General features: G+C 73.0%; 5 protein-coding genes. All 5 read left to right on the forward strand.

Annotated elements, in window-relative coordinates:
* On the forward strand, positions 1–225 hold a 225-nt coding region (locus ACWDCZ_RS37825), incomplete at its 5' end, for a hypothetical protein (RefSeq protein WP_449818300.1).
* Between the two features lie 50 nt (positions 226–275).
* Positions 276–1,886: a trypsin-like serine protease gene (locus ACWDCZ_RS37830; RefSeq protein WP_449818301.1), complete on the forward strand. Its 1,611-nt coding sequence runs from the start codon at positions 276–278 to the stop codon at positions 1,884–1,886.
* A 101-nt stretch (positions 1,887–1,987) separates the two neighbouring features.
* The gene (locus ACWDCZ_RS37835; protein ID WP_449818302.1) at positions 1,988–3,559 is read left to right on the forward strand and encodes a trypsin-like serine protease; all 1,572 of its coding nucleotides are present in this window, start codon (positions 1,988–1,990) and stop codon (positions 3,557–3,559) included.
* A gap of 92 nt (positions 3,560–3,651) precedes the next feature.
* On the forward strand, positions 3,652–5,394 hold the full coding sequence (locus tag ACWDCZ_RS37840) for a trypsin-like serine protease (RefSeq protein WP_449818303.1): 1,743 nt from the start codon (positions 3,652–3,654) through the stop codon (positions 5,392–5,394).
* 107 nt (positions 5,395–5,501) lie between these two features.
* Positions 5,502–7,343: a trypsin-like serine protease gene (locus ACWDCZ_RS37845; protein ID WP_449818304.1), complete on the forward strand. Its 1,842-nt coding sequence runs from the start codon at positions 5,502–5,504 to the stop codon at positions 7,341–7,343.
* The last annotated feature ends 145 nt before the right edge of the window (positions 7,344–7,488 follow it).

The following is a 7,488-nucleotide window of genomic DNA, read 5'->3' on the forward strand; positions in this document are numbered from 1 at the left end:
GACAACCAGATCTGCTTCACCGTCTCCGGCACCACCGGGTCGCTCACCCTCGAGCTGCCCCAGGTCTTCGCCATCCAGACCTCCGGCGGCCGCGCCGTCCGGGCCGGCCTCACCGACGGCACCACCCAGCAGACCCTCGAGGTCCCCAAGGACGGCTTCAAGTCGGTCGGCAAGGGCAGCAACGGCAACGCGACCAGCCTCCTCGAGCTGACCGTCACCGGCTGACGGCCACCGCCCGCATCCACCTCCCACCTCTCACCTCCGGGAATCCCCCTATGCCTCGCAACTCCTCGACCCGCAACCTGCGGGCGGGTGTGCTGGTCGCGGCCGCCGCCGCCGGCACGCTGAGCACCGTCTCTCCGGCGGGCGCCGTGGTCGGCGACGCGGCCGCCAACGACACCTACACCGCCACCACCCGTCTGGTGGTCGGCGACAACCTGCGGGCCTGCACCGGCGCGCTGGTGGACCGCTACTGGGTGCTCACCGCGGCCTCCTGCTTCTCCGACGACCCGGCGCAGCCGCAGGCCCTGGCCGCCGGTGCGCCGAAGTGGAAGACGACCGTGACGGTCGGCGGCCAGTCGGCCGAGGTGGCCGAGCTGGTGCCGCGTCAGGACCGTGACCTCGTCATGGCCCGTCTCGCCACGCCCGTGGACGGCATAGCCCCGCTGCCGCTGGCGACCGCTGCCCCGACGGCCGGGCAGAGCCTGCGCGTTCCCGGTTTCGGCCGGACCAAGGACGAGTGGGTGCCGAACAAGCTCCACGCCGGCACGTTCACCCTCGACACCGTGAGCGCGACGGGCATCGGTACCACCGGCACCGGCGGCGCCGCGATCTGCAAGGGCGACACCGGCGCCCCCGCCATCCGCGAGGTCAACGGCAAGGCCGAGCTGGTCGCCGTGGCCTCCCGCTCGTGGCAGGGCGGCTGCCTGGGCACCCCGGCCACCGAGACCCGGACCGGCGCGTTCAGCTCCCGCGTCGACGACATCGGCGGCTGGGTGCAGGAGGTGCGGTTCCGTACGACGGAGGTGACGGCCGGCCTGCACGTGCAGGTCATCGGGTCGGACACCAAGCTGTGGGACACCGTGGCCGACTACAAGGCCGGCAGCTGGCTCGGCAAGTGGTCGCCCGTCCCGAGCGGTGCCCTCTCCGCCGTGGACTCGGTGGCGATCGGCGACACCGTGCACGTCTTCGTCGTCGGTTCGGACGGCAAGGTCTACACGCGTGACGGCAAGGTCGGTGGCTACTGGACCCCGTGGGCCGAGGTCCCGGGCGGTGCGGTCGGGGTCAAGGGCATCACCGCGTCCGCCCGCGGCAACACCGTCGGCCTGCAGATCATCGGCGTCGACGGCTCCCTGTACAGCACCCGGGGCGACTACACCGCCGGCCGGTGGGTCGGCTCCTGGGAGCTGGTCAGCGTCAACAACCTGAAGGCGATCACCAGCGCGACCACCGCCGACGGCGTCGGCCACGTCTTCGTCATCAACGAGGACGGCAAGGTCTACACCCGCGACAACCGGCCCGACGGCAGCTGGACCCCGTGGGCCGAGGTCCCGGGCGGTGCGGCCGACGTCAAGGGCATCACCGCTGCCGCCCGCGGCAACATCGTCGACCTGCAGATCATCGGCTCCGACGGCTCGCTCTTCAGCACCAACGGCAACTTCGACCTCGGCCGCTGGGACCCCGTCTGGACCAAGATCAGCGACAACCACCTGAAGGCGATCACCAGCAGCGCCGAGGGCAACGTCATCCACGTCGTCGCCATCAACGAGGACGACAAGGTCTACAACCGCGACGCCGACTACAACGCCGGCCGGTGGACCCCGTGGGGCGAGGTCCCCGGCGGCGCCACCGGCGTCAGGGCGATCACCGCCGCCACCACCGGCTGACCCCGACCCGCACCGCACCGCGTCCCGCCGGACCGGCCGCCGTCCGGTCGCCCGTCCGGCGGGGCGCCACCTTCTCGTCACTCCTCAGGGGGGAATTCCTGATGTCCCGTAAGTCCCAGTTCCGTTCCCGTCGGGCGGGTGTGCTGGTCGCGGCCGCCGCCGCCGGCACGCTGAGCGCCGTCTCTCCGGCGGGTGCCGTGGTCGGCCCCGAGGCTGCCGACAACACCTACACCTCCACCGCCCGTCTGACGATCGGCGACAACCTGCGCGCCTGCACCGGCGCGCTGGTCGACCGCAGCTGGGTGCTCACCGCCGCCTCCTGCTTCTCCGACGACCCGGCGCAGCCGCAGGCCCTGGCGGCCGGCAAGCCGAAGTGGAAGACCACCGTCACGCTCGGCGCCAAGTCGGCCGAGGTGGCCGAGCTGGTGCCGCGCGCCGACCGTGACCTCGTCATGGCCCGTCTCGCCACGCCCGTGGACGGCATCGCCCCGCTCGCGGTCGCCACCGCCGCCCCGACCGCCGGGCAGAGCCTGCGCGTCGCCGGTTTCGGCCGGACCAAGGACGAGTGGGTGCCGTCCAAGCTCCACACCGGCGCGTTCACCCTCGACACCGTGAGCGCGACCGCGATCGGCATCACCGGCACCGGCGGCGCCGCGATCTGCAAGGGTGACACCGGTGCCCCGGCGATCCGTGAGGTCAACGGCAAGGCCGAGCTGGTGGCCGTGGCCTCCCGCTCCTGGCAGGGCGGCTGCCTGGGCACCCCGGCCACCGAGACCCGTACCGGCGCGTTCAGCTCCCGGGTCGACGACCTCGCCGGCTGGGTGAACCAGGTGCGGGTCTCCCGTCCGGCCAGCCGGCTGTTCGCGATCGGCGGCGACAGCCAGATCTGGGCCAACGAGGGCGCGTACACCACGAACGTGTGGGGCACCTTCGAGGCCGTGCCGAACAGCGGCGGCGTCCGGCAGGTCAGCGCCGTCACGATGGGCGACAAGGTGCGCCTGTTCGGCATCGGCAGCGACCAGCGGATCCGGACCACCACCAGGGACGCCTCCGGCGCCTGGTCGCCGTTCGAGGTCGTGCCGGGCAACAGCGGCATCCGGCAGGTGACCGCCGTCGCCATGGGCGACAAGGTGCGCCTGTTCGCCATCGGCGGCGACGAGCGCATCTACGGTGCGGACGGCGACTACGCCGCGGGCACCTGGAGCGCGTTCTCGCCGCTGCCCAGCAGCGCGATCAAGCAGGTGACCGCCACCGTCGTCGGCAACACCGTGCGCCTGTTCGCGATCGGTGGCGACGGCCGGATCTGGACCAGCACCGGCGACTACACCGCCGGTACGTGGAGCACGTTCGAGGCGATCCCCAGCAGCGGCATCCAGCACATCGCCGCCACCACGATCGGCAACACCGTGCGGGTGTTCGCGGTCGGCGCCGACAGCCAGATCTGGACCACCGACAGCACCGGCAACGGCCCCTGGACCACCTTCGAGAAGGTGCCCGACGTCCTCGGTGTCAAGCAGGTCGCCGCCACCACCATCGGCGACACCATCCGCCTGTTCGCGATCGGCACCGACGCCAAGATCTGGACCGCCGACAAGAAGGCCGACGGCAGCTGGACCACCTTCTACGAGGTCGCCAGCAGCGCCATCCAGGGCATCGCCGCCACCACCGGCTGACCCGGGGCCCGTACCCGTGCCCCGCGGGGGCCGTCGGCGCGAGACCGACCGCCCCCGCGGGCTCCCACCCACCGACCCGAAGGGGAGTCCCCATGTCCCGCAAGTCCCAGCTCCGCCCGCGGCGGGCGGGTGTGCTGGCAGCCGTCGCTGCCGCTGCCGCCGGCGCGCTGACCACCTTCGCCCCGGCCGGCGCCGTCTCCGGCGGCGCCGCGGCCGACACCACCTCCGCCACCACCGCGCGGATCGTCATCGGCGACAGCCTGCGCGGCTGCACCGGCGCGCTGATCGACCAGTACTGGGTGCTCACCGCCGCCTCCTGCTTCGCCGACGACCCGGCGCAGCCGCAGGCGCTGGCGGCCGGCAAGCCGAAGTGGAACACCACCGCCACCGTCGGTGCCAAGTCGGCCCAGGTGGTCGAGCTGGTGCCGCGCGCCGACCGCGACCTGGTGATGGCCCGTCTGGCCGTGCCGGTCGACGGTGTGACGCCGCTGGAGGTGGGCACCTCGGCGCCGACGGCCGGGCAGTCGCTGCGTGTTCCCGGTTTCGGCCGGACGAAGGACGAGTGGGTGCCGGCCAAGCCGCACACCGGCGCGTTCTCGCTCGACACGGTGAGCGCGACGGGCGTCGGCATCACGGGGACGGGCGGTGCGGCGGTCTGCAAGGGCGACACCGGCGCCCCCGCCATCCGTGAGACGAACGGCAAGGCCGAGCTGGTGGCCGTCGCCTCCCGCTCCTGGCAGGGCGGCTGCCTGGGCACCCCGGCCGCCGAGACCCGCACCGGCGCGTACGCGACCCGGGTCGACGACCTCGGCGTGTGGATCACCAACGTCCGCCACTCGACCCCGTCGGGGACGAAGGTCACCGGCTCGCCGTTCACCGTCGTCGACCCGGCCACCGGGCACCCGCTGACCTTCGTCCAGGACAGCAAGAACCACCTGTGGTCGGTCGACCCGCAGAACGAGGGCTGGACCGACCTGGGCGGCTACGCGGCCGCCCGCCCGACCGCGATCGCCAACCCGGCCGACAACCACGTGATCGTGTACGTCAACGGGCCGGACAACAAGCTCTGGTCCTACGACCGCACCACCGGCAAGTGGACCGAGTTCGTCCCCACCCCCGCCGGGACGGTGCTGGCCCCCGACGCCGTGCCGCGCACGGTCGTCGACCCGGCCACCGGCCACCTGGTCACCTTCGTCCGCGACACCGCCCACCACCTGTGGTCCGTCGACCCGCAGGGCGAGGGCTGGTACGACTTCGGCGGGCTGGCCGCCACCGACCCGGTGCCGGTGATCAACCCGAACGACGGCCACATCGTGGTGTACGTCAACGGGCCGAACAACCGGCTGAACTCCATCGACCGCCGGGGCGCCGGCCGGGTCGAGTTCGTCCCGCCGGCCCTGGCCCCCGACGCGGTCCCCTCGACCGTGGTCGACCCGGCCACCGGGCACTTCACCACCTTCGTCCGCGACGCCGCCAACCACCTGTGGTCCGTCGACCCGTTCGGCCCGGGCTGGCGGGACTGGGGCGTGATGGCCGCCACCGACCCGGTCGCGATCGCCGACAAGGCCGGCAACCGGACCGTGGTGTACGTCAACGGGCCGAACAACCGGCTGAACGCGCTCGACTTCGCCACCGGGAAGTGGACCGATCTCGGCCTCACCCCGTCGGGTACCGCGATGGCCGCCGACGCCGTCCCGCAGACCGTCGTCGACCCGGCCACCAAGCACCTGATCACCTACCTGCGGGACGTCAACAACACCCTCTGGTCCGTCGACCCGCAGGGCCAGGGCGGCCCGCTCTGGATCCGCTTCCACGGCGGCCCCTCCGCGCCCTGATCCACGGCAGACCCGCCGCGGCAGGCCATGGCCGCCGGTCGAACGCCATCGGCACCCCGCGCACGCGCGGGGTGCCGTCCTCCCCGAACGCTCCCTGGAGATCCCTCATGCCCCGCAAGTCCCAGGTCCGCTCCCGGCGGGCCGGCGTACTCGCCGCTGCCGCTGCCGCCGGCACGCTGTGCAGCATCGTCCCGGCCGGCGCCGTGGTCGGCGACACGCCCGTCGACGGCTCCTACGCCTACACCGTCCGCCTGGCGATCGGCGACAACGTGCGCGTCTGCACCGGCGCCCTGGTGGACCGCTACTGGGTGGCCACGGCCGCCTCGTGCTTCTCCGACGACCCGGCGCAGCCGCAGGCACTGGCCGCCGGTGCGCCGAAGTGGAAGACCACCGCCACCGTCGGGCGCACCGACCTGGCCACGGGCGCCGGTGTCGTGACGGACGTGGTGGAGCTGGCGCCGCGTCAGGACCGCGACCTGGTCCTGGCCCGCCTGGCCGTCCCCGTCACCGGCGTCGCCCCGATCGCGGTCGCCACCACCGCCCCGACCGCCGGCCAGACCCTGCGGGTGCCCGGGTACGGGCGCACCAAGACCGAGTGGCTCCCGAACCGGCTCCACTCCGGCGCGTTCAGCCTCGACACGGTGAGCGCGACCGGCGTCGGCATCACGGGGACGGGCGGCGCGGCGGTCTGCAAGGGCGACACCGGTGCCCCCGCCGTCCGCGAGGTCAACGGCAAGGCCGAGCTGGTCGCCGTCGCCTCCCGTTCCTGGCAGGGCGGCTGCCTGGGCGTGCCCGCCGGCGAGACCCGTACCGGCGCGTACAGCACCCGGGTCGACGACCTCGGCGCGTGGATCAACCAGGTCCGCGACGGCTGGTGGGACACCGTCACCGCCAACCCGGCCGCCCGCAGCTCGGTCTACGACCCGGTCCGGAAGACCACCACGGTCTTCGCCGTCGACAGCGACCGCCACGTGGTGTCCTCCTCCAGCGCGGACGGCACGACCTGGAGCGACTGGACGCGGGTCGGCGGCGACTGGCAGTTCGCGAGCGTCCCCACGGCCGTGTTCAACCCCGCCACCGGTGCCATCGAGCTGTTCGCCATCGGCACCGACGGCGTGCTCAGCCAGACCTACTGGCTGCCGGACGGCAAGGGCTGGATCGAGTGGTACTACCAGCCCACCGACAAGAGGTTCACCGGCAGCCCCACCGCCGTCTACAACCCGGCGACGAAGACCGCGGAGGTCTTCGCCACCCAGACCGACGGGGCCGTCGCGCACTCCTACTACACCGTCGGCATGACGGGGTGGAGCGGCTGGTACGACATCAAGGCCAACAAGGAGTTCACGGGCAGCCCGAGCGCCCTGTACAACCCCGCCACCGGTGCCATCGAGCTGTTCGCGGTCAACACCGACGGCGTGCTGAAGCAGAGCTACTGGCTGCCGGGCCAGGACTGGAACCCCTGGTACGCCCAGGACGACAACGTGAGGTTCACCGGCAGCCCCACGTCCGCCTACAACCCGGTCACCAAGGTCGCGGAGGTCTTCGCCACCCGGACCAGCGGTGTCGTCGCGCACTCCTACTACACCCCGAGCATGACGAAGTGGAGCGGCTGGTCCGAGGTCCGCAGCCGTCAGTTCGCGGGCTCGCCGACCGCCGTCTTCGACCCCGCCACCGGCGGCTTCGCGCTGTTCGCGGTCGACGGCGACGGTGTCCTCGCCCGCGCCGAGTGGCAGCCCGACGGCAAGCCGTGGAGCGAGTGGACCAACGTCGGGGACTGGCGGTTCACCACCGGCCGCTTCCCGACCGCGACGTTCAACGCGGCGGCCGGCACCCTGGACCTCTTCGCCACCGGCCAGAACGGCGTCTTCAACCACGCCTCGTACCAGCCGGGGAAGAGCGGGTGGAGCGGCTGGAGCACGCTCCCCGGCAAGACCATGGTCACCGGCTGACGAAGCGTCCGCGGGCCGTTCACGGACCGGGCCCGGCCGCTCCCCGCTCAGGCCGGAACTCCCTCCACCGGAGGCCGGGCGGGGGACAGCCGGTTCGGGCTGCGGGGTGTCGAAGACGTGGGCCTCGGACCGGACCGTCCCGTCG

The sequence above is a fragment of the Kitasatospora sp. NPDC001225 genome (assembly GCF_053597855.1).